16 protein-coding genes and 1 tRNA gene are annotated in these 21,166 nt (G+C 64.0%); 13 read left to right on the forward strand and 4 right to left on the reverse strand.

Going from position 1 to position 21,166, the window contains the following annotated elements:
• From glgB to FJW10_RS29460, 6 genes are all read left to right on the forward strand, one after another.
• Window positions 1-1,065: 1,4-alpha-glucan branching enzyme (glgB, locus tag FJW10_RS29435; RefSeq protein ID WP_140902651.1), on the forward strand; the 1,065-nt coding region annotated here is incomplete at its 5' end.
• A 64-nt stretch (window positions 1,066-1,129) separates the two neighbouring features.
• Window positions 1,130-2,395, forward strand: a complete 1,266-nt coding sequence (gene glgC, locus FJW10_RS29440; protein WP_140902652.1) for a glucose-1-phosphate adenylyltransferase — start codon at window positions 1,130-1,132, stop codon at window positions 2,393-2,395.
• A 100-nt stretch (window positions 2,396-2,495) separates the two neighbouring features.
• Complete coding sequence (gene glgA / locus FJW10_RS29445; RefSeq protein WP_140902653.1) at window positions 2,496-3,941, forward strand: glycogen synthase GlgA; 1,446 nt, start codon at window positions 2,496-2,498, stop codon at window positions 3,939-3,941.
• A gap of 3 nt (window positions 3,942-3,944) precedes the next feature.
• The gene (locus FJW10_RS29450) at window positions 3,945-5,573 is read left to right on the forward strand and encodes an alpha-D-glucose phosphate-specific phosphoglucomutase (protein ID WP_140902654.1); all 1,629 of its coding nucleotides are present in this window, start codon (window positions 3,945-3,947) and stop codon (window positions 5,571-5,573) included.
• A gap of 199 nt (window positions 5,574-5,772) precedes the next feature.
• A complete protein-coding gene (gene glgX / locus FJW10_RS29455) occupies window positions 5,773-7,773 on the forward strand; it encodes a glycogen debranching protein GlgX (protein ID WP_140902655.1) in 2,001 nt (666 codons plus the stop codon).
• A complete protein-coding gene (locus tag FJW10_RS29460; RefSeq protein ID WP_140830918.1) occupies window positions 7,773-9,428 on the forward strand; it encodes an alpha-glucosidase family protein in 1,656 nt (551 codons plus the stop codon). Before glgX ends, FJW10_RS29460 begins: the two co-directional genes overlap by 1 nt.
• 7 nt (window positions 9,429-9,435) lie before the next feature.
• Here the strand turns inward: FJW10_RS29460 and FJW10_RS29465 are convergent, their stop codons facing one another.
• Together FJW10_RS29465 and FJW10_RS29470 are read right to left on the reverse strand one after the other, a co-directional pair.
• Window positions 9,436-11,193, reverse strand: a complete 1,758-nt coding sequence (locus FJW10_RS29465) for a pilus assembly protein TadG-related protein (RefSeq protein ID WP_140902656.1) — start codon at window positions 11,191-11,193, stop codon at window positions 9,436-9,438.
• Entirely contained in the window at window positions 11,190-11,759 is a 570-nt protein-coding gene (locus tag FJW10_RS29470) for a TadE/TadG family type IV pilus assembly protein (RefSeq protein WP_246674405.1), read from the reverse strand. Before FJW10_RS29470 ends, FJW10_RS29465 begins: the two co-directional genes overlap by 4 nt.
• A 170-nt stretch (window positions 11,760-11,929) precedes the next feature.
• Here FJW10_RS29470 and FJW10_RS29475 point away from each other — a divergent pair, with 170 nt between their 5' ends.
• From FJW10_RS29475 to FJW10_RS29490, 4 genes are all read left to right on the forward strand, one after another.
• A complete protein-coding gene (locus FJW10_RS29475; protein ID WP_140902657.1) occupies window positions 11,930-13,522 on the forward strand; it encodes a peptide ABC transporter substrate-binding protein in 1,593 nt (530 codons plus the stop codon).
• A 174-nt stretch (window positions 13,523-13,696) separates the two neighbouring features.
• Window positions 13,697-14,620, forward strand: a complete 924-nt coding sequence (locus tag FJW10_RS29480; protein ID WP_140541606.1) for an ABC transporter permease subunit — start codon at window positions 13,697-13,699, stop codon at window positions 14,618-14,620.
• Entirely contained in the window at window positions 14,613-15,737 is a 1,125-nt protein-coding gene (locus FJW10_RS29485) for an ABC transporter permease subunit (RefSeq protein WP_140902658.1), read from the forward strand. The genes FJW10_RS29480 and FJW10_RS29485 overlap by 8 nt, the downstream gene beginning before the upstream one ends.
• A 1-nt stretch (window position 15,738) precedes the next feature.
• On the forward strand, window positions 15,739-17,355 hold the full coding sequence (locus FJW10_RS29490) for an ABC transporter ATP-binding protein (protein WP_140902659.1): 1,617 nt from the start codon (window positions 15,739-15,741) through the stop codon (window positions 17,353-17,355).
• A 25-nt stretch (window positions 17,356-17,380) separates the two neighbouring features.
• Here the strand turns inward: FJW10_RS29490 and FJW10_RS29495 are convergent, their stop codons facing one another.
• On the reverse strand, window positions 17,381-17,716 hold the full coding sequence (locus FJW10_RS29495) for a hypothetical protein (RefSeq protein ID WP_140902660.1): 336 nt from the start codon (window positions 17,714-17,716) through the stop codon (window positions 17,381-17,383).
• 213 nt (window positions 17,717-17,929) lie between these two features.
• Here FJW10_RS29495 and FJW10_RS29500 point away from each other — a divergent pair, with 213 nt between their 5' ends.
• A complete protein-coding gene (locus FJW10_RS29500) occupies window positions 17,930-18,223 on the forward strand; it encodes a type II toxin-antitoxin system ParD family antitoxin (RefSeq protein ID WP_140643434.1) in 294 nt (97 codons plus the stop codon).
• Window positions 18,174-18,593 (forward strand): type II toxin-antitoxin system RelE/ParE family toxin, encoded by a 420-nt coding sequence (locus FJW10_RS29505; RefSeq protein WP_348639767.1) that lies wholly within the window; start codon window positions 18,174-18,176, stop codon window positions 18,591-18,593. The genes FJW10_RS29500 and FJW10_RS29505 overlap by 50 nt, the downstream gene beginning before the upstream one ends.
• Before the next feature lie 59 nt (window positions 18,594-18,652).
• Here FJW10_RS29505 and FJW10_RS29510 read toward each other — a convergent pair.
• Window positions 18,653-18,729, reverse strand: a tRNA-Pro gene (locus FJW10_RS29510).
• 189 nt (window positions 18,730-18,918) lie between these two features.
• Between FJW10_RS29510 and FJW10_RS29515 the strand changes: the two genes are divergently transcribed.
• Complete coding sequence (locus tag FJW10_RS29515; protein WP_140902666.1) at window positions 18,919-21,156, forward strand: AGE family epimerase/isomerase; 2,238 nt, start codon at window positions 18,919-18,921, stop codon at window positions 21,154-21,156.
• Window positions 21,157-21,166: the final 10 nt, after the last annotated feature.

Consider the following 21,166-nt stretch of genomic DNA (forward strand, 5'->3'; position numbering starts at 1 on the left):
TGGAACACGGCCATCTACAATTTCGGCCGCCGCGAGGTGGTGTCGTTCCTCGTCAACAACGCGCTGTTCTGGGCCGAGAAGTACCATGTCGACGGCCTGCGCGTCGACGCGGTCGCCTCGATGCTCTACCTCGATTATTCGCGCAAGGCCGGCGAGTGGATCCCCAACGAGAAGGGCGGGCGCGAGAACCTGCAGGCTGTCTCCTTCCTGCAGAAGATGAACAAGGAGGTCTACGGCCACCACCCCGGCGTGATGACGATCGCCGAGGAATCGACCTCATGGCCGAAAGTGTCGCGTCCCGTGCATGAAGGCGGGCTGGGCTTCGGCTTCAAATGGAACATGGGCTTCATGCACGACACCTTGGAGTATCTTTCCAAGGAGCCGATCTTCCGCAAGCACCACCACAACGACATCACCTTCGGCCTGGTCTACGCTTTCTCGGAAAACTTCGTGCTGCCGCTTTCGCATGACGAGGTCGTGCACGGCAAAGGCACGCTGCTCAACAAGATGGCCGGCGACGACTGGCAGAAGTTCGCCACGCTGCGCGCCTATTACGCCTTCATGTGGGGCTATCCCGGCAAGAAGCTCCTGTTCATGGGCCAGGAATTCGCCCAGCGCCGCGAGTGGAGCGAGGAACGCGCGCTCGACTGGGACCTGCTCGAGTTCGCGCCGCATCGCGGCGTCTGGCAGGCGGTGCGGGATTTGAACTACCTCTACCGTTCGCGCCCGGCGCTGCATGCGCGCGATTGCGAGCCGGAGGGCTTCTCCTGGCTGATCGTCGACGACCGCGACAATTCGGTCTTCGCCTGGCTGCGCAGCGCGCCGGACGGCAATTCGATCGCCGTCATCGCCAATTTCACGCCGGTGCCGCGCGAGAACTATCGCGTGCCGCTGCCGAAGGCGGGAAAATGGCGCGAAATCATCAATACCGACGCCGAGGCCTATGGCGGCTCCGGCATGGGCAATGGCGGCGTGGTCGAGGCGAGCGGGGAAGGGGGAGGCATATCGGCGACGATGCTCTTGCCGCCGCTGTCGACGATCATGCTGGAATTCGTCGCGGATTGAAGCAGGATGGTGTCTCATCCTGCTCTTGCAACGGTCCGGGCAGCTTGTTTGGGAGGGTAACAAAATGGCAGAGATCAAGAGAACCCAGCCGCTGGCGCGCGATGCCATGGCCTATGTGCTGGCCGGCGGCCGCGGCAGCCGCCTCAGGGAGCTGACCGACCGGCGCGCCAAGCCCGCCGTCTATTTCGGCGGCAAGACGCGCATCATCGATTTCGCCCTCTCCAATGCGCTCAACTCCGGCATCCGCCGCCTCGGCGTCGCCACCCAGTACAAGGCGCATTCGCTGATCCGCCATCTGCAGCGCGGCTGGAACTTCCTGCGGCCCGAGCGAAACGAAAGCTTCGACATCCTGCCGGCATCGCAGCGCGTGTCCGAAACCCAGTGGTATGAAGGCACCGCCGACGCCGTCTACCAGAACATCGACATCATCGAGGCCTACGGCCCCGAATACATGGTCATCCTCGCCGGCGACCACATCTACAAGATGGATTACGAGCTGATGCTGCGCCAGCATGTCGATGCCGGCGCCGACGTCACCGTCGGCTGCCTGGAAGTGCCGCGCATGGAGGCGACCGGCTTCGGCGTCATGCATGTCGACAAGAAGGACAACATCATCGCCTTCGTCGAGAAGCCGGCCGATCCGCCCGGTATCCCCGACAAGCCGGAATTCGCGCTGGCCTCGATGGGCATCTACGTCTTCAAGACCAAGTTCCTGATGGAACAGCTGCGCCGCGACGCCGCCGAGCCCGGCTCCAGCCGCGACTTCGGCAAGGACATCATCCCTTACATCGTCCAGCACGGCAAGGCGATCGCTCACCGTTTCGCCAAATCCTGCGTGCGTTCCTCGCACGAGTCCGAGCCCTACTGGCGCGACGTCGGCACGGTGGACGCCTATTGGGAGGCCAATATCGACCTCACCGACATCACGCCCGAGCTCGACCTCTACGACCGCGACTGGCCGATCTGGACCTATGCCGAATTGAAGCCGCCGGCAAAGTTCGTGCATGACGAGGACGGCCGCCGCGGCGAGGCGATCTCCTCGCTGGTCTCCGGCGACTGCATCGTCTCCGGCGCCTCGCTGCGCCGCAGCCTGATCTTCACCGGCGCCCGCATCAATTCCTATTCCAAGCTCGAGGAAGTGGTGATGCTGCCCGACGTCACCGTCGGCCGCAACGCGCGCCTCAAGCGCGTCGTCATCGACCATGGCGTCCAGATTCCGGAGGGCCTGGTGGTGGGCGAGGATCCCGCGCTCGACGCCAAGCGTTTTCGCGTGTCGGAGAAAGGCATCTGCCTCATCACCCAGGACATGATCAACAAGCTGGCAACCTGATAGGGTTGATCGGCAAGCTGTCGGGTCGGTCAGCAAGCTGACGACTTGATCAACAGATTGTCACTTTGACCTGTCACGTTGAGATCGGAATGTGGAGCGCATGCAGGTTCTGTCGGTTACGCCCGAAATCTTTCCGCTGGTCAAAACCGGCGGGCTTGCCGACGTGACCGGCGCCCTGCCGATCGCCCTTGCCGGCAAGGGCGTGGCGATGCGCACGCTGGTTCCCGGCTATCCCATCGTGATGGCGGCTTTCGCCAAGAAGAAGGCCGTTTACCAGTACCCGCTGCTGCAAGGCGGCAAGGCTTCGGTCCATGCCGTCAAGATCGGCGAGCTCGATCTCTTCGTGCTCGACGCGCCGCATCTCTTCGATCGCCAGGGCGGCCCTTACGGCACGGCCTCCGGCGCCGACTGGCCGGACAACTGGCGCCGCTTCGCGGCCTTGAGTCAGGTCGGCGGCGACATTGCCGGCGGCGCGATCTCCGGCTACCAGCCGGACATCGTTCATGCCCACGACTGGCAGTCGGCCATGACGCTTGCCTATATGCGATACGGCAAGGCGGTCGGCGTGCCGTCGCTGATCACCGTGCACAATCTTGCTTTCCAGGGCCAGTTCGGCGCCGGCATCTTCGGCGAACTCGGCCTGCCGGCTGTGGCTATGCAACTCGACGGCGTCGAATATTATGGTGGCGTCGGCTATCTCAAGGCCGGCCTTCAGGCGGCCTGGGCGATCACCACGGTGAGCCCGACCTACGCGCAGGAAATCCGCTCGCCGGAATTCGGCATGGGCCTCGACGGGCTGATCAACATGCGCGCCACCGATCTCTACGGCATCGTCAACGGCATCGACGTCGACATCTGGAATCCCGAGACCGACAAGCATCTGGTGGCCAATTATTCGGCCGAGACGCTTGTCGCGCGGGCCAAGAACCGCAAGGCGGTCGAAGAGCGCTTCAACCTGGAGGCGGACGGCAGCCCGATCGTCTGCGTCGTCAGCCGGCTGACGTGGCAGAAGGGCATGGACATCCTGGCCGCGGTCGTCGACGGCATCGTCGCCGCCGGCGCGCGCCTCGCCATACTGGGCTCGGGTGACGCCGGTCTCGAAGGCACGCTGCTTGCCGCCGCCGCCCGTCATCGCGGCCGCGTCGGTGTCGTCGTCGGTTACGATGAAGGTCTTTCGCACGTCATGCAGGGCGGCTGCGATGCCATCATCATTCCGTCCCGCTTCGAGCCCTGCGGCCTGACCCAGCTCTATGGCCTGCGCTATGGCTGCGTGCCGGTCGTCGCCCGTACCGGCGGTTTGGCCGACACCATCATCGACGCCAATGAAGCAGCGTTGTCGGCAGGCGTCGCCACCGGCTTCCAGTTCGCGCCCAACAATGGCGGCGCGATGCTGCATGCCATCCAGCGGCTGGTCGAGCAGCATGCCCGGCCGGCGACTTGGGCCTCGATCCAGCGCCAGGGCATGAAGGCCGATGTCTCCTGGGACAAGAGCGCCGAAAAATACGTCGAACTCTATCGCTTGCTGCTTTCGAAAAGGGCTGCCTGAGGCATGATCAAAACCGTCCCCACCAAACCCTATACCGACCAGAAGCCGGGCACCTCCGGCCTGCGCAAGAAGGTGCCCGTCTTCCAGCAGGAGCACTATGCCGAGAACTTCATCCAGTCGATCTTCGATGCGCTGGACGGATTCGAAGGCAAGACGCTGGTGATCGGCGGCGACGGCCGCTTCTACAACCGCGAGGTCATCCAGAAGGCCATCGCGATCGCCGCCGGCAACGGCTTCGGCAAGGTGATGGTCGGGCAGGGCGGGATTCTGTCGACGCCCGCCGCCTCCAACATCATCCGCAAATACAAGACCTTCGGCGGCATCATCCTGTCGGCCAGCCACAATCCCGGCGGTCCGCACGAGGATTTCGGCATCAAGTACAATGCCGGCAATGGCGGCCCGGCGCCGGAAAAGATCACCGACGCGATCTTTGCCAAGTCGAAGGAGATCAAGAGCTTCAAGATCGCCGATATAGGCGCCATCGACATCGACACCATCGGCACCGTCAAGGCGGGCGACATGACGGTCGAGATATTCGATCCGGTCAAGGACTATGCCGAATTGATGGAAAGCCTGTTCGACTTCGATGCGCTGAAGAAGCTCTTCAAGTCGGGCTTCCGCATGCGTTTCGACGCCATGCACGCGGTGACCGGTCCCTATGCCAAGGAGATCCTCGAACGCCGGCTCGGCGCGCCCGACGGCACCTGCCGCAACTTCAAGCCGCTTCCCGACTTCGGCGGCCATCACCCCGATCCGAATCTGGTGCATGCAAAGCACCTCTATGACGAGATGATGGGGCCGGACGCGCCGGATTTCGGCGCGGCTTCGGACGGCGACGGCGACCGCAACCTGATCATCGGCAGAGGCATCTTCGTCACGCCGTCGGACTCGGTGGCGATGCTTGCCGCCAATGCCAAACTGGCGCCGGGCTACAAGGACGGCCTGAGAGGCATCGCCCGCTCCATGCCGACCAGCGGCGCGGCCGACCGCGTCGCCGAAAAGCTCGGCATCGGCATGTACGAGACGCCGACCGGCTGGAAGTTCTTCGGCAATCTGCTCGACGCCGGCATGGCGACCATCTGCGGCGAGGAGAGCGCCGGCACCGGCTCCAACCACGTGCGCGAGAAGGACGGTCTGTGGGCCGTGCTTTTGTGGCTCAACATCCTGGCCGCGCGCGGCGAGAGCTGCAAGCAGATCGTCACCGAGCACTGGGCGACGTACGGCCGCAATTACTATTCGCGCCACGACTACGAGGAGGTCGACAGCGACCGCGCCAACGCGCTGGTCGACGAACTGCGCGCCAAGCTTGGTTCGCTCGCCGGCACCGGGGTGCGCGGCCTCAAGATCGCCAAGGCCGACGATTTTGCCTATCACGATCCGGTCGACGGCTCCGTGAGCGAGCATCAGGGCATACGAATCCTGTTCGAGGGCGGCTCGCGTGTTGTCCTGCGCCTCTCCGGCACCGGCACGTCAGGGGCGACGCTGCGCGTCTATATCGAGCGCTACGAGCCGGACAAGGCCAGGCACGATCTCGACACCCAGGAAGCGCTCGCCGATCTCATCGCCGCCGCCGACGACATCGCCGGCATCAAGAGCCACACCGGCCGCAACAAGCCGAGCGTGATTACTTGAGGGTGGCGGCGCGGCGCGGCTCCCCCTTCTGCCCTTGTGAGAGAAGGTGTCGCCGAAGGCGACGGATGAGGGGTGCTCCAGCTTGGCGCAAACCGGCGGTGGCACCGCCGACGCCTCATTTCTTCCAACATCCCTCCTCCGTCTCGGCGCTGCGCGCCGATCCACCTTCTCCCACAAGGAGAGAAGGGGAGGCGCTCGCATGACCCAGCTTGGCGCCACCATCACCCCCGAAGGCATCCGCTTCGCCGTCTGGTCCTCATCGGCGCGGCGTCTCTGGGTCTCGATCTTCGACGACACCGGCGCGCGCGAACTCGACCGGCTGGAGCTCAATCCGGAAGGCGAGGGCGTGCACGCGCTCCTCGTCCCCGGCCTTGGCGAGGGCACGCATTACGGCTTTCGCGCCGATGGCGACTATGCGCCGGAGCGCGGCCTTTGGTTCGACCCGAACAAGCTTCTCACCGACCCCTACGCCGTCGAGTTGGACCGTCCATATCAATATCATTGGCGGCTTGCCGCCAAACGCAATGAAGGCGCCGACACGTCCTCGCTGATGCCGAAGGCGATTGCGCGTCCGCTGCCCAAGCCGGAACCGGCCAAACCGCCGCTCTTCCAGGCCGGCGGGCTGATCTACGAGCTCAACGTCCGCTCCTTCACCAGGCTGCATCCGGAGGTTCCGGAAGCGCAGCGCGGCACCATTGCGGCGCTCGCCAATCCGGCTGTCATCGAGCACCTGCAGCGTCTCGGCGTCTCGGCCGTCGAACTGATGCCGGTCAGCGCGTCGATCGACGAGCGGCACCTGCCGCCATTGGGCCTCAGCAATGCCTGGGGCTATAATCCCGTCACGTTCATGGCTCTCGATCCGCATCTCGCGCCCGGTGGCCTCGAGGAATTGCGCGATACCGTCGCCGCGTTGCGCAAGGCGGGCATCGGCACCATCCTCGACCTCGTCTTCAACCACACCGGCGAAAGCGACCGGCTCGGGCCGACGCTGTCGCTGCGCGGACTGGATGCGATAGGCTACTACCGGCATCAGTCGGACGGCAGGCTGGTCAACGACACCGGCACCGGCAACACCGTCGCCTGCGACCATCCTGTGGTGCGCGAGATGGTGCTCGACACGCTCCGCCACTTCGTCCGCTCCGCCGGCGTTGACGGCTTTCGCTTCGATCTGGCGCCAGTGCTCGGTCGCGTCGACGGCGCCTTCGATCCCGAGGCACCGCTGCTTCAGGCCATCGCCGGCGATCCTGTGCTCGCCGATCGCGTGCTGATCGCCGAGCCCTGGGATATCGGTCCGAACGGTTACCAGCTCGGCAGTTTCCGTCCGCCATATCTGGAATGGAACGACCGCTACCGCGACGACGTCAGGCGCTTCTGGCGCGGCGATACCGACGCGATCGGCGCCTTGGCCACCCGGCTTGCCGGCTCTTCCGATATCTTCGGCAGGGACGGCCAACCGGCGAGCCGCAGCGTTAATTTCATCGCCGCGCATGACGGCATGACGCTGACCGACATCGTCGCCTACGAGCGCAAGCACAACGAGGCCAACGGCGAGCAGAATCGCGACGGCCACAACGACAATTTGTCTTGGAACAACGGCGCCGAGGGCGAGACGGACGACGAGGCGATCGCCATGGCCCGCTTCAACGACCAGCGCGCGCTGCTCGCCACGCTCTTTGCCTCGCGCGGCACCATCATGCTGACCGCCGGCGACGAGTTCGGCCGCACGCAGAAAGGCAACAACAACGCCTATGCGCAGGACAATGCCATCACCTGGCTCGACTGGGCTGGCCGCGACCGGGCGCTGGAGCAATATGCATCGTCGCTGGCCACGTTGCGCCGGGCCTTTCCTGCGTTGCCGGATACGCGCTTCCTGAGCGGCGAGCCTGCCGACGGATCGGAAATCCCCGACGTGGCCTGGCTGACCGAGACCGGCGCGCCGCTCGGCGATACGGACTGGAACGATCCCGGCCGACATCGCCTCGTCATGCTGCTCGGCGATGCCGAGGGCGGGCGCCTGGCAGTGGTGATCAACGGCGACCGCCGCCAATGTGTCTTCAGCCTGCCCGCGCGGGACGGATTTGAATGGCGCCCGGCAATCGAGACGCAGCCGGTCGATCTGGCGCGGCCGTTGCCCGGTCGCAGCGTCGGTTTCATGATCGAGCGGCGAGCCGCTAAATCGCGGAGCAAGAAGGGGTCGTAATGGCTGGCGACAATCCAGAGCAAGGCGCCGAATGGTGGCGCGGCTGCGTCATCTACCAAGTCTATCCGCGTTCCTTCCAGGATACGAGCGGCGACGGCAGCGGTGATTTGAAGGGTATCACCGCGCGGCTCGCCCATATCGCGTCGCTCGGCGTCGATGCCGTCTGGCTGTCGCCCTTCTTCAAGTCGCCGATGGCCGACATGGGCTATGACGTGTCCGATTACCGCGATGTCGATCCGATCTTCGGCACGCTGGAGGATTTCGACGCGCTGGTCGCCGAGGCGCATCGGCTCGGCATGAAGCTCATCATCGACCAGGTGATCTCGCATTCGTCCGACAAGCACGAATGGTTCGCCGAAAGCCGGGCCAGCCGCGACAATGCCAAGGCGGACTGGTATGTCTGGGCCGACGCCAGGCCGGACGGCAACGCCCCCAACAACTGGCTGTCCGTCTTCGGTGGCCCGTCCTGGGAATGGGACGCCACCCGCCGGCAATATTACATGCACAATTTCCTGGCCGCGCAGCCGGATCTGAACTTCCACAATCCTGACGTTCAGGACGCGCTGCTCGACACCGTGCGCTTCTGGCTGGAGCGCGGCGTCGATGGCTTCCGGCTGGATACGGTCAACTACTATGTCCATGACCGCTGGCTGCGCGACAACCCGCCTTTGGCGTCAAGCGTCGCCGGCACCAACGGTTCGACCAGCACCTATGCCTTCCAGGAGCATCTCTTCGATAAGACGCGGCCTGAGAACCTCGACTTCTTGAAACGCTTCCGCGCGCTGCTCGACGAGTATCCCGATCGTGCCGCGGTCGGCGAGGTGGGTGACGAGGAGCGTTCCTTGCAGACGCTCGCCGCCTATGTATCCGGCGGCGACAAACTGCAGATGTGCTACACGTTCGACCTGCTTAGCCCGCAATTTTCCGCCGCCCATGTGCGCGGCTGCGTGGAGGCGTTCGAGACGACCGCCCCGGCCGGCTGGGTCTGCTGGGCCTTTTCCAACCATGATGTGGTGCGCCATGTCAGCCGCTGGACGCGGCCCGGCCAGAGCCCGGACGCGGTGGCCAAGTTCTCGATCGCGCTGCTGTCATGCCTGCGCGGGTCGATCTGCCTCTATCAGGGCGAGGAACTGGGGCTGGAGGAAGCCGAGCTAGCCTATGAGGATCTGCGCGATCCGGTCGGCATTCGTTTCTGGCCGGGCGTGAAGGGCAGGGACGGCTGCCGCACGCCGATGGTGTGGCAGGCGGAGGCCGAGAATGCCGGTTTTTCGACGGCCAAGCCCTGGCTGCCGGTGCCGCAGGCGCACCGCGCCCGGGCGGTCGACGTCCAGGATGGCGAGGAGCGGTCGGTGCTTGCCGCCTATCGGTCGATCCTTGCCTTGCGCAAGAGCCATCCGGCACTGATCCAAGGCGCGATCCGCTTTCTTGATGCCGATGGCGATGTGCTCGCTTTCCTCCGCGAGCGCGACGACGAAAGGCTGCTTTGCGTTTTCAATTTCTCGGCCGAGGCAACAGGCTGGGCGCTGCCCACGGAGATCGGCGAGGCCGAGATAGCGACATTTGACGTCGACGCCGCCGGCGTTCTTACCGGTGTTGTCGAGGAAAGAGTGCTGGCACTGCCGCCTCTGGGCAGTTTCGTCGGCAGGATCGGCTGACGGCAGCTTACTGAACCAGCACCGAGCGTCCGCACGTCGCGCCTGTCACCCGGACGTCGGCCTCGCCGACACGGACGCCAAGCGCTCCAAGAACGTTGTAGACCAAGCTGTCGACCGGCGCGGTCACGCCGTTGAGCAGCGTCGTCACCGCCGGCTTCACCGTGCCGAGCAGGGCGGTCACCTCGAGGCCTAGCCCCAGCGCATTGACCGAAAGCGACAGGTTGTCGACCAGCGATGTCGTTAGCGATTGCGTCAGGTTCTTCGTCGACACCGTCTTGATCGCCTTGTTGGCGATGTCGGTGGCGTTGTAGGTCAGGGTGGTCGGCGTCATGTTGGTGACCGAGAAGGCCGACGAGCCTGTCACCTGCAGCACCGGGATGAGCAACGGCTTCAGGTCCGCGATATCGGCGTCGGAGAATGACTGCGGCTTGGTGAAATCCGCGAAGCCGCTTGCGCTGCTGTTGGCGAGATGGGCTGAGACCACGCCCGGCTGCGCGGCGATCGAAACCTTGATGCTGGAGGGACCGGTCGGGCAGCTGATATCGGTCAGCCTCGCTTCGGCATAGGCCACTTCGACATTGAGCGGCAGGTGGACGGCGACAAGACTGGTGCCGCCGCCGAGATTGGAATTGCCGACGGTGACGTCGGCGTTGAGCTTGATGCGCGTCTGCGCCGTGCGCACCACGGTGCCGGCTTCTCCCACCGCCAGCCAGGCCGAGTTCTGCATCGGCTCGCCGATGGCGATCGCCAGCGTCGTCGATGCCAGCCCCGGTATGCTGGTGCCGAGATTGACCGCGACCGGGTTCGTGCCGTTGGCCAGAGCGGCTGCCGTGGTGAGCATGCTGAGCGCGCTGGCTGTCACGTTGAGCCCGGCCGGCTTTTGCCCGATACCGAGATCACCGACGGATCCGAGATCGATGAGGGTGCTGAGCGGAATCTTGACGGTGTTGGGGGCGTTGGAAGCCATGGTCTGCAGGGCGATCTTGGCCGTGCGGTCCAGCCCCGGCACGTTGGCCATGGCGGTGGCGATCTGGCCGATCGTTGCTTTGGAGGCAAGCACGTCGGAATAACTCACGCCGGTCAGGTGCAATTGCGTCGCCAGCGCATCGGTGAACGAAAGAACGTCGACATCAGCTGAGATCAGCGAATTGTAATCCATCACGCTGAGCGAGATGCCGTTGCCGCCGAGGAGGCCGCCGAGAAGCGCGTTGAGAATGCCGCCATTGAGGCTGGCAAGCCGCGAGCCGACCGAAAAAGCCGCTTGCGGCTGCGCGCTGGCGATAGCGGTCGTGCCAAGAGTAGGCGGCGACATGATCGAGCCGGCGAAATAGAGCGTGCCCTGCTTCTTCAGCGACACCTGCACGGCATTGTAGGGCAGCTTGCCCGCCTCGAACCGGCTGCCGGCGGCAATGGTGCTGACGCCTGTGTAGCGCCCCGCCACGATCTGGACGACCGCCTTGCTCGCGGTTGGCGCCACGGTGGTGCCTTGTTGCTGCACGGCGACCGAGGTGATGCCGTTGTCGGCGAGCGTCGTCAGCACCGCCTGCTGGGCATTGGTGATGTTCGAAGCCGCGGTGATGGCGGCAAGGTCGACGATCGACTGCGCGGCCCGGCGCTCGTTGTAGAGCGAGCCTTCGTCGATCGCGAAGGCGGTCAGCGCCAGCGCCACCGGCGTGCATAGCGCCGTCATCACGGCGAAATTCGCGCTCCGGTCGGCGAGCAGCCTACGCGTCGCCGCAGTCAATCCCCCCTTGGCCCGCATCATATCCCTCCGACGCGGATCGTCGATTGACTCTGGATCGTCGTGCCCGGCAACGGCAGCGTCCGGAACAGGTTCCAGATCGGCAGGTTGCGCGCATCGTAGCTGACCGAGACGACGAACTGGCTGCCATCGGCGACGCTGTCCTGCGCGTTGACGGTCAGCTTGTTGGGATCGACGAAGGGGTAGCCCGCGACGTCGTGGGCGATGAAATCGGTGACCAGTGCCTGCCGCTCGGTCTGGTTGAGACCTGCAATGGCCGTTCGCGCCGCATCGGCGGCGATCTGCTGCACGGAGTGGCTGGCACCGAAATAGATTCCATATGCAACCATGCCGAGCAGAAGCAGGATGAAGATGGGCGCAAGCATGGCGAATTCGATTGCCGACGTGCCCGAGGCGTCCGCCCGGAAACGAGACCAAGAAACAGGGAACTTTCGGTTTTTCAGCATGTTGCGGAGAATGCCAACACCTGCCTGCAAAAACAGAAAACACATCGAACAACCGGCAGGTGTGCCAAGTTGAAGGCAAGCTCTAAGCTTTAGGCCTCGCTGTTTTAGCGTGATGGCGCTCACTTTGCGTCAAGCAGGCAGTGGTTGAAATAAGATTTCGCTCTGTCTAGTCTCCTGCCACCAGCCGCCGGAAGGGACCGGCGGCACGCCTGAAACGGGGCCGTTTCGACGGTTCCGGGTGTCAAAACTTAAAAAGGCGTGGCTGAGGGGCTGCGCCGACTGGGAGAAACTTCATGCTGAAAAACATGCTGAAGGCGACGGTGTTCGCCACCACATTGGCCTTGGCCGCCGGCACCTTGTACATCCCGGCCTTCGCCGAGACCGTCTACAACCGCGGCGCCGCCGCCGAGGCGGAGACGGTCGATCCGCACAAGACATCGACAGTCTATGAAGCCGATATCATACGCGACCTGTTCCAGGGCCTCGCCATGCATGACCAGAAGACGAACCTCATTCCGGGCGCCGCCGAAAGTTGGACGGTATCGGATGACGGCACCGTATACACCTTCAAGCTGCGCAAGGACGGCCTCTGGTCGGACGGCACCCCGGTGACGGCGGACGACTTTGTCTATTCGTTCCGGCGACTGGAAGATCCGGCCACCGCTGCGGAATACGCCTCGATGCTCTATCCGGTGAAGGGCGCGGAGGACTTCAACACCAAAAAAGGCAAGGCCGAGGATATGGGCGTGAAGGCGATCGACGCCAACACGCTTGAAGTCACGCTGAAGGCTCCGACACCCTACTTCCTGGAGATGCTGACCCACCAGGCGACCTATCCGGTCAACAAGGGTTCCATCGACAAGCTCGGTGCCGAATGGATCAAGCCGGGCAAGCTGGTCTCCAACGGCGCCTATACGCTGGCGGAGTGGGTTCCCAACGACCATATGAAATTGGTCAAGAACCCGAAGTTCTGGGACGCCGCGAGCGTCAAGCTCGACGTGGTCAACTACATCCCGACCGAGGATCGCTCGTCGGCGATGAAGCGTTTCGAGGCCGGTGAACTCGACAGCTATGGCGACCTGCCAACTGAACAACTCGCCGATCTCAAGACCAAATTCGGTGACCAGGTCCGTGTCGGGCCATATCTCGGCACTTATTATTACGCGATCAAGACAGACAAGGCGCCGTGGGACAATGTCGAGTTGCGCAACGCAATCTCGATGGCGATCGACCGCGACTTCCTCGCCGAGAAGGTCTGGCAGAACTCGATGCTGCCCGGATATTCGATGGTGCCTCCGGGCATCGAGGGCTACACGCCGGCACTGGCCAAATACGCCGACATGCCGCAGATCGACCGCGAGGACGAGGCCAAGAAGATCCTGGAAAAACTAGGCTATACACCCGAGCATCCGTTGAAGATGGAGATCCGCTACAACACCTCGGAGAACCATAAGAACACGGCGGTCGCCATCCAGGAGCAGCTGAAGCCGCTCGGCGTCGAGGTGACGCTGCTCAACACCGACACCAAGACCCACTACGGCTTCCTCGAGCAGAAGGGCAATTACGACGTCGCCCGCGCCGCCTGGATCGCCGACTACAAGGATCCGGAGACCTTCCTCGGCATCTCGCGCAAGGCAAGCGGCAACAACTACTCGAACTACAACAGCCCTGCCTATGAAGCCGCCATGGACAAGGCGGCCGCCGCCGGCGGCAAACCTGAGGAGCGCATGAAGGACCTCGCCGCAGCCGAGCGCATCCTCGTCGACGATGTCGGCGAGATCCCGCTTCTCTACTACAGCTACCACGACATCGTTTCGTCGAAGCTGCATGGCTTCGACGACAATGTCATGGACATTCATCCGTCCCGCTTCATCTCCAAGGACTGACAAGAAACCTTGGCCGTGCCGCCGCTCTCTTTTTGGGAGCGGCGGCCTCGGTCTGTCGTCGTGCCGGGCCGAAAGTCGGATTGGATTTTCGGGCATGCCGGTGCGAAGATCAGAGATGCCAGCGCGCCACGGTCTCGTCTGGAGAGCTGTCGCCCTGGCTGAAGCGGGGCGCCGATGCTGCGTTATGTCTTCCGGCGGCTGTTGACCGCCATCCCCACGCTGTTCGTCATCGTGACGGTGGCGTTTTTCCTGATCCGCGTCGCCCCTGGCGGTCCGTTCAACCAGGAGCGGGGCCTGAGCCCTGAAATCAGGGCCAATCTCGAAGCCCAGTTCGGCCTCAACGATCCGCTCTGGCTGCAATATGTTCACTATCTCGGCAATCTTTTGCGCGGCAGTTTCGGCCCGAGCTACAACCTGCCGGATTTCACCGTCACCGAGCTCTTCGCCAAGGGCCTGCCGATCTCCATCCAGATCGGCACCTCGGCGCTGGTGCTGGCGCTGCTGCTGGGCTCCATCCTGGGGACCATCGCCGCGCTCAACCAGAACAAAATAGGCGATTATTCGGTGATCGCCTTGGCCACCGCCGGCAGCACCATCCCGACCTTCGTCATCGCCCCAGTGATCCAGCTCGTCTTCGGGCTGTCCTGGAAGCTCTTGCCGATCGGCGGCTGGGGCGACGGCGCCTTGATCAACAAGGTCGGTCCGGTGCTGACGCTGGCCTTGCCGCAGATCGCCATCGTCGCCCGCCTGATGCGCGGCTCCATGATCGAGAGCCTGCGTTCGCACCATATCCGCACCGCGCGCGCGCTCGGCCTGTCCGACTGGTCGGTGGTGGTCAAGCACGCGCTGCGCGGCGCCGTGCTGCCGATCGTCTCCTTCACCGGCCCGGCGGCGGCCGCGCTGTTGACCGGTTCGATCATCGTCGAGACGATCTTCTCCATCCCAGGGGTCGGCCGCTACTTCGTCGATGCAGCCCTCAACCGCGACTACACGCTGGTCATGGGAACCGTGGTGGTGATCGCGCTCTTCACCATCGTCTTCAACCTGATCGTCGACCTGCTCTATGCGGTCGTCGACCCGAGGGTGCGCTATGACTGACCTCGCCGTCGCCGTACCCGAGCCGATCGTCGGCCGCTCGCTCTGGGGCAATGCCTGGGCGCGGCTCAAGCGCAACCGCGCCGCGATGCTCAGCCTCTATTACCTGGCCTTCATCGCCGTCATCAGCATTTGCGGTCCGTGGATCGTGCCGCATGCATACACCACCATCTATGGCGACTATGTGCGCATGCCGCCGAGCCTTTCGGCCTATCCGAAACCCGACATGATCCAGGGTGCGCTGGGCGACGCCATCAAGCGCATGCGCGCCGACATCAAGGAATGGCACCAGGACGGCAATCGCGTCGTCGTAACCGTCACCTCGACCAAGCCGATCGACGACCGCAACATCCGCTATCTCGACCGCTCCGATGCCTTCGACGACACCAGGATCGAGAACAAGTCGCCCGACGGTCTCGAAGTGACGATGAGCTCGGCCGTGAAGCAGCAATATTTCTTCTTCGGCACCGACAACACCGGCCGCGACCTGCTCTCGCGAACGCTGATGGCCGGGCGTATATCCTTGGCCATCGGCCTGCTCGCCGGCGTTGTCGCCGGCGTCATCGGCGTCATCTATGGCGCGACCGCGGGCTTTGCCGGCGGCCGGGTCGACGAGGTGATGATGCGCATCGTCGACGTGCTCTATTCGCTGCCCTTCATCTTTTTCGTCATCATGCTGGTCGTGTTTTTCGGCCGCAACTTCGTGCTGATGTTTCTCGCGGTGGGCGCCGTGCTGTGGCTCGACATGGCCCGCATCGTGCGCGGCCAGGCGCTGTCGATCCGCAGGCAGGAATATGTCCAGGCGGCGGAAGCCATGGGCGTCGGCCAGCGCGGCATTCTGCTGCGCCATGTCATCCCAAACCTGCTCGGGCCGGTGGTCATCTACATGACGCTGCTGGTGCCGCAGGTCATCATCCTGGAGAGCTTCCTCTCCTTCCTCGGTCTCGGCGTGCAGGAGCCGATGACCAGCTGGGGCGTGCTGATCTCGGTCGGCGCCAAGAACATCGGCTACGCCAACTGGCTGCTGCTGTTCCCAGCCTTCTTCCTCGTCTCGACGCTGTTCGCGCTGAATTTCGTTGGCGACGGCCTGCGCGACGCCCTTGACCCAAAGGACCGTTGACATGGCCACCGAAACGATCCTCAGCGTCAAGGACTTGCGCGTCCGCTTCCAGACCCTCGACGGCACGGTCGAGGCGGTCAAGGGCATCAACATCAAGGTCAATGCCGGCGAGACGGTCGCCGTCGTCGGCGAATCCGGCTCCGGCAAGAGCCAGACGATGATGGCGGCGATGAGCCTGCTTTCCTCCAATGGCGAGGCGACGGGCCATGTCGATTATCGCGGCCGGAACCTTCTGGCCATGTCGAAGAGCGAGCTGAACCAGGTGCGCGGCCGCAAGATCAGCATGATCTTCCAGGAGCCGATGACCTCGCTCGACCCGCTCTACACCATCGGCAACCAGCTGATCGAGCCGATCCGCCGGCATCGCGGGCTTGCCGCCGCGCCCGCACGGGAGGAAGCGCTGAAGCTTTTGCGGCTGGTGCACATCCCCGATCCCGAACGGCGGATGAAATCCTATCCGCACGAGATGTCGGGTGGCCAGCGCCAACGCGTCATGATCGCCATGGCTCTGGCCAACGACCCCGACATCCTGATCGCCGACGAGCCGACGACGGCGCTCGACGTCACCATCCAGGCGCAGATCCTGACGCTGCTTGCCGAGCTGCAGCGCAAGCTCGGCATGGCCATCGTCTTCATCACGCACGACCTCGGCATCGTGCGGCGATTCGCCGACCGCGTCTATGTCATGCGCCAGGGCGAGGTGGTGGAGGAGGGCGCGGCGGAAGCGCTTTTTGCCAACCCGCAGCATGCCTACACCAAGATGCTGCTCGCGGCCGAGCCGACCGGCACCAAGGCGGCGCCGCCGGCCAATTCGCCGGTGCTGCTCGAAGGCCGCAACGTCGAGGTGGTGTTCAAGATCGGAGGCGGCTTCTTCGGCGGCGAGCCGCTGATGCTGCGCGCGGTGGACAGGATCTCGGTCCGGCTGAAGCGCAACCAGACGATCGGCATCGTCGGCGAGTCCGGTTCCGGCAAGTCGACGCTCGGCCGCGCGCTGCTCAGACTCTTGCCCAGCGACGGCGTCATCCGCTTCGGCGACCGCGATATTTCCGAGGCCGACCGCCAGGCGATGCGGCCGCTCAGGCGCGAATTGCAGCTCGTCTTCCAGGATCCGTTCGGTTCGCTGTCGCCGCGCATGACCGTCGGTCAGATCGTTACCGAGGGCCTTTTGGTGCACGAGCCCTCGCTCACGGGCAAGCAGCGCGACCAGCGCGCCGTCGAGGCGCTGCGCGAGGTCGGCCTCGATCCCAACGCGCGCAACCGCTACCCGCACGAATTCTCCGGCGGCCAGCGCCAGCGCATCGCCATTGCCCGCGCCATGATCCTGAAGCCGAAAGTGGTGGTGCTGGACGAACCGACCTCGGCGCTCGACCGCTCCGTGCAGAAGCAGATCGTCGAGCTGTTGCGCAAGCTGCAGGCCGATCACGAGCTGTCCTACCTCTTCATCAGCCACGACCTCGCGGTGGTGCGTGCCATGGCCGACTACATCATCGTCATGAAGCAGGGAAAGATCGTCGAGGAGGGCCCGACGCAAGAGATCTTCGACAATCCGCGCGAAGCCTACACCCAGACGCTGATGAACGCGGCGATCGATTCGACAAAGTTCCGCATGAGCGCTTGAAGCCGGCAGTTTGGCCTCGCTCGCCTCACTGCGAGGATGGGCACCTCTGCCTCCGCGCGGCGACGATCGCCTGCTGCTGTTGCTGCAGCCTGTCGATCCGGGCGGTTTCGCGATTGGCCACCACTGTCTTCACGCGCTCGCCGCCGAGCAGCCACGTCGGCACGCTCGTGTTGGCGACCTTGCCGCGGGCTATTGCGGTCCGTGAAATATCGGTGGCGGTGTCGCCGACTGCATTATTGAGTTCGGGGCAGTTCATTTTGTCGTATTTCGCCGGGCTGATCGACGCCGTGGTCGATGAACAGCCGGCCGCGAACAGGAGGAACACGAGTGTCGGTGCAATGGCCGTCGGCGTGAACTTCATACTCTCAACCCTGGTTCGCCGTCTTACAGTTCCCGCGCATCTCGAAAGCATAGCGGGTCGCCATTAGGCCAAACTGAGAAACTGTTGTCGAGCGTTGCCGCGCGATTCTGTTTCGAAGGTCAGGCCATCCTTCGACGGCGCTGACCGCAACAACTATTGGCATAATATGCCATGTGCCTGTATCGTGCCTGTTGAATTGGAGCTGATATCGCGATGCCGACACGCAATGTTGTCCTGACGGAACACCTCGAAGAGGTGATCGACCGGTTGGTGAAAACCGGGCGTTATCAGAACGCGAGCGAGGTGTTGCGTGACGGCTTGCGGCTGGTCGAGCAACGCGAGGCGAGGGAGAAGGCAAAGCTCGCTGCGCTCAGGGAGGCCGCCAACATCGGCTTCCATGACATCGAACAAGGCCGTTTCGAGGATGTTACTGAAGACGGTGTCGAAAAATTTATGGATGGCCTGGGGCAACAGGCAAGCTTACGCGCGAAAAAAACCGGCTTGTAAGGCCATGGTCCTATACCGGCTTTCCGCGGCCGCGAAGGAAGACATCGTTCAAATACTCGCCTACACGGAAGTCAATTTCGGCGAGATTGCGCGTATTCGCTACCAACGGCTGCTGATGACCGCCCTGCGCGACATTGTCGCCGATCCCCAACGGGCCGGCAGCATCGCCCGCGCGGAGCTGGGAAACAAGATCCGCAGCTACCACCTGCGCCATAGTCGGGACCGCGCGCGGACCGAACATGGCATTGTGCTACGACCGCGCCATTTCCTGCTCTATCGCATGACGCTCCAGGTCATCGGAATTGGCCGCGTTCTCCACGACGCAATGGAACTACAGCGTCATCTGCCGGAGAGCTATGGCGACGATTGACGCCAGTCCTGATTTCAGGCGGGTAGCAATTTCGGGAAAAGCCAAGTGCTTGTTTTTTCTGGTCGGAGTGGCAGGATTTGAACCTGCGACCCCCTCGTCCCGAACGAGGTGCGCTACCAGACTGCGCTACACTCCGTGACCAGACCGCGGGCTTATAGCTGCCGCTTTCCGATCCTGCAAGCGGCAATGGCAGTCCTTCCGTCGCATTTCCTTTCTTTCGCGAAGCTTGCCCGAATGGCATAGGATTGGCTGTGGGGTAAAGGTGGGCTTAAAGGCTTTTGTCGTAAGTCCGGCCCCATCGGAGCCAGACTTGACAGGGTCGTTCATGAGCCAGCGCATCGTCAGTTTCGTCATGAGCGGTGGCATCGGCTCGCGGCTGTGGCCGCTGTCGCGCGAGGACAATCCCAAGCAGTTCCACGACTTCTCGGGCGACGGCTCGATGCTGGCCAAGACCTTGCGCCGGCTGGCGGCGCGCCCGCAAGGCGAGACGCCGATTTTCCTGATCGCCGCGGAGCGTCACGCCGACCGCGTCCATGCCGACCTTGCCGGTCTCGATCTGGCCGGCGGCGGACCGCTGTTCGAGCCGACGGGCCGCAACACGGCCGCCGCCGTTGTGCTGGCCTGCCTGCGCACGCTCTCCGAATATGGCGACGAGCTGGTGCTGGTGGTGCCGTCCGACCACGAAATATCGACGCCTCGTCAGTTCTGGCAAAGCATCGAGGCGGGCGCGGGCGCGGCAAATGCCGGCCGGCTCGTTGTGTTCGGCCTGAAACCGACACAGCCCGAGACCGGCTATGGCTATATCGAGGTCGGGGCCGGCAAGGACGGCGTCTTCGACGTCTCGCGCTTCGTCGAAAAGCCCGATCTCGCCACCGCGCAGGCCTATCTGGACGCTGGCAGCTTCTACTGGAACACCGGCATCTTCCTGTTCCGCGCCGGCGCCATGCGCGACGCCTTCGCGGCCCATGAGCCGAAAATCTGGAAGGCGACGGAGGCCGCCTACAAGGCTGCGACCAGCGATCTGTCCGGCCTCTACATGCCGCTGGAACTCTATTCCGCGATTCCGTCGACCTCGATCGACTACGCCATCATGGAACGCGCGAAAGACATCGCCATGGTGCCGGCCGGCTTCCGCTGGAACGATCTCGGTTCATGGCAGTCGCTGCTCGATGTCGGCCCGTCCGATGGGCAGGGCAACGTCATCGTCGGAGACGTCGTCGCTATAGATTGCGAGAATTCCTATATCCGCAGCGAGGGTCGCCTGCTGTCGGCCATCGGCATGAAGGACGTGGCGATCGTCTCCACCGCCGACGCCACTTTCGTCGCGCCGGTCAGCCATAGCCAGCACGTCAAGAAGATCGTCGAGCAGTTGGAGAAATCCGGTCGGCTCGAGACCAGGTTCACGCCGGCGCATGACCGCGTCATCGAGAGCGGCGCCTGGCGCCGGCGCGTGCGCCACTGGCTGTTCGAGGAGACGCTGCCGCTATGGTCTACCATTGGCGTCGACGAGCGCCATGGCGGCTTCCACGAGGCGCTGGGCTTCGACGCCTCGCCGCTGATGAAACCCAAGCGCATGCGCACGCAGGCGCGTCAGGTCTATGCTTTCGCGGTCGCCAAGGAGCGCGGCTGGGACGGCCCGGCGGACACGCTGATTGCGCACGGCATCGACTTCATGGCGGGTCAGGGCCGCACCGACAAAGGCGGCTGGGTGCGCACGCTCAACATCGACGGCTCGGTCGCCGATCCGGTCGAGGATGCCTACGACCATTCCTGCGTGCTTCTGGCGCTCGCCCACGCCCATATGTCAGGCCATCCCGATGCGTTGCGGCTCGGCGAGGAGACGTTCGCCTTCCTCGACGCGCATCTGGAAGATGCCCGCATGACCGGCTTTCTGGAAACCTCCCATGGCGAGGGCGAGCGCCGCTCCAACCCGCACATGCATCTGCTCGAAGCCTTCCTTGCCTGGCACCGGGCGACCGGAGACCGCGCCTATCTGCGCCGCGCCGCGCGCATCATCGATCTTTTCCGCAGCCATTTCTTCGACACGGAAAGCTGGACGTTGGGCGAATATTTCGACGCCGGCTGGAAGCCCGCCGCCGGCGACAAGGGCGCCTGGACCGAGCCCGGCCATCATTTCGAATGGGCCTCGCTGCTCATCGATTTCGCCGCCCGCAGCGGCCAGACGGAGCTCGGCGGCTTCGCCAGGAAACTCTATGCCTCGGCGATCGCCAACGGCCTCAATCGCGCCACCGGCCTTGCCTATGGCGCCGTCTCGCGCCAGGGCCTGCCGCTCGACACGGTCTCGCGCAGCTGGCCGCAGGCCGAAGCGGTGAAGGCGGCGATCGCGCTCGACGGTTCGGGCGGCCCGGATCTCAAGCCGGAGATCGAGGCGCGCGTCGGCCGGCTGTTCCGCTGGCACATCGACCCGGCGCCGCTGGGCTTGTGGATCGACCGCATCGACGAACGCGGCCGCTCACTGGCGACCGACGTGCCGGCCAGTATCTTCTACCATCTGGTCTATGCGCTGACGCAGTATCTGGATGGCACCAGCGATAAGTCGTAGGCCGTTTGCC

The sequence above is a fragment of the Mesorhizobium sp. B4-1-1 genome, from assembly GCF_006439375.1.
GTDB lineage: Bacteria > Pseudomonadota > Alphaproteobacteria > Rhizobiales > Rhizobiaceae > Mesorhizobium.